The 353-nt window shown below is 59.5% G+C and carries 1 pseudogene; it reads right to left on the reverse strand.

The window, feature by feature from the left end:
- A pseudogene (locus tag EIP75_RS23950) lies at window positions 1-257 on the reverse strand (hypothetical protein); the annotation flags it as partial.
- Window positions 258-353: the final 96 nt, after the last annotated feature.

A 353-nucleotide genomic window follows, 5' to 3' on the forward strand; every position in this document is an offset into this window, starting at 1 on the left:
AGCAGCAGCACGTCGATGCCCAGGCTGGTCAGCCAGCGCGCCCAGTGATGCGCCGAGCCGCACGCCTCCATCACCACCAGCGAGACCACGCGGTTGAGAAACCAGCGTTCAAACTGAGAACGCGTCAGTCGGTGCGATTCGATGCCGCGCCACTGGTGGTTGGCCACGCGCAACTGGTACACCGACTTGGCCAGGTCGACGGCCACGATCACGCCTTCGGCGCCTTGATCAATCTGAGAGGCAGACTTAATATTCATTTCGGACTCCTTCACGTTGGTTGCCGTCCCTCACGCCAAATGAAAGTCGGCTGGCACATTGATGCCGAAAAAAATGTGGGGGAGTCCATCCCATCA

The sequence above is a fragment of the Aquabacterium soli genome, assembly GCF_003933735.1.
GTDB classification, from domain to species: domain Bacteria; phylum Pseudomonadota; class Gammaproteobacteria; order Burkholderiales; family Burkholderiaceae_C; genus Aquabacterium; species Aquabacterium soli.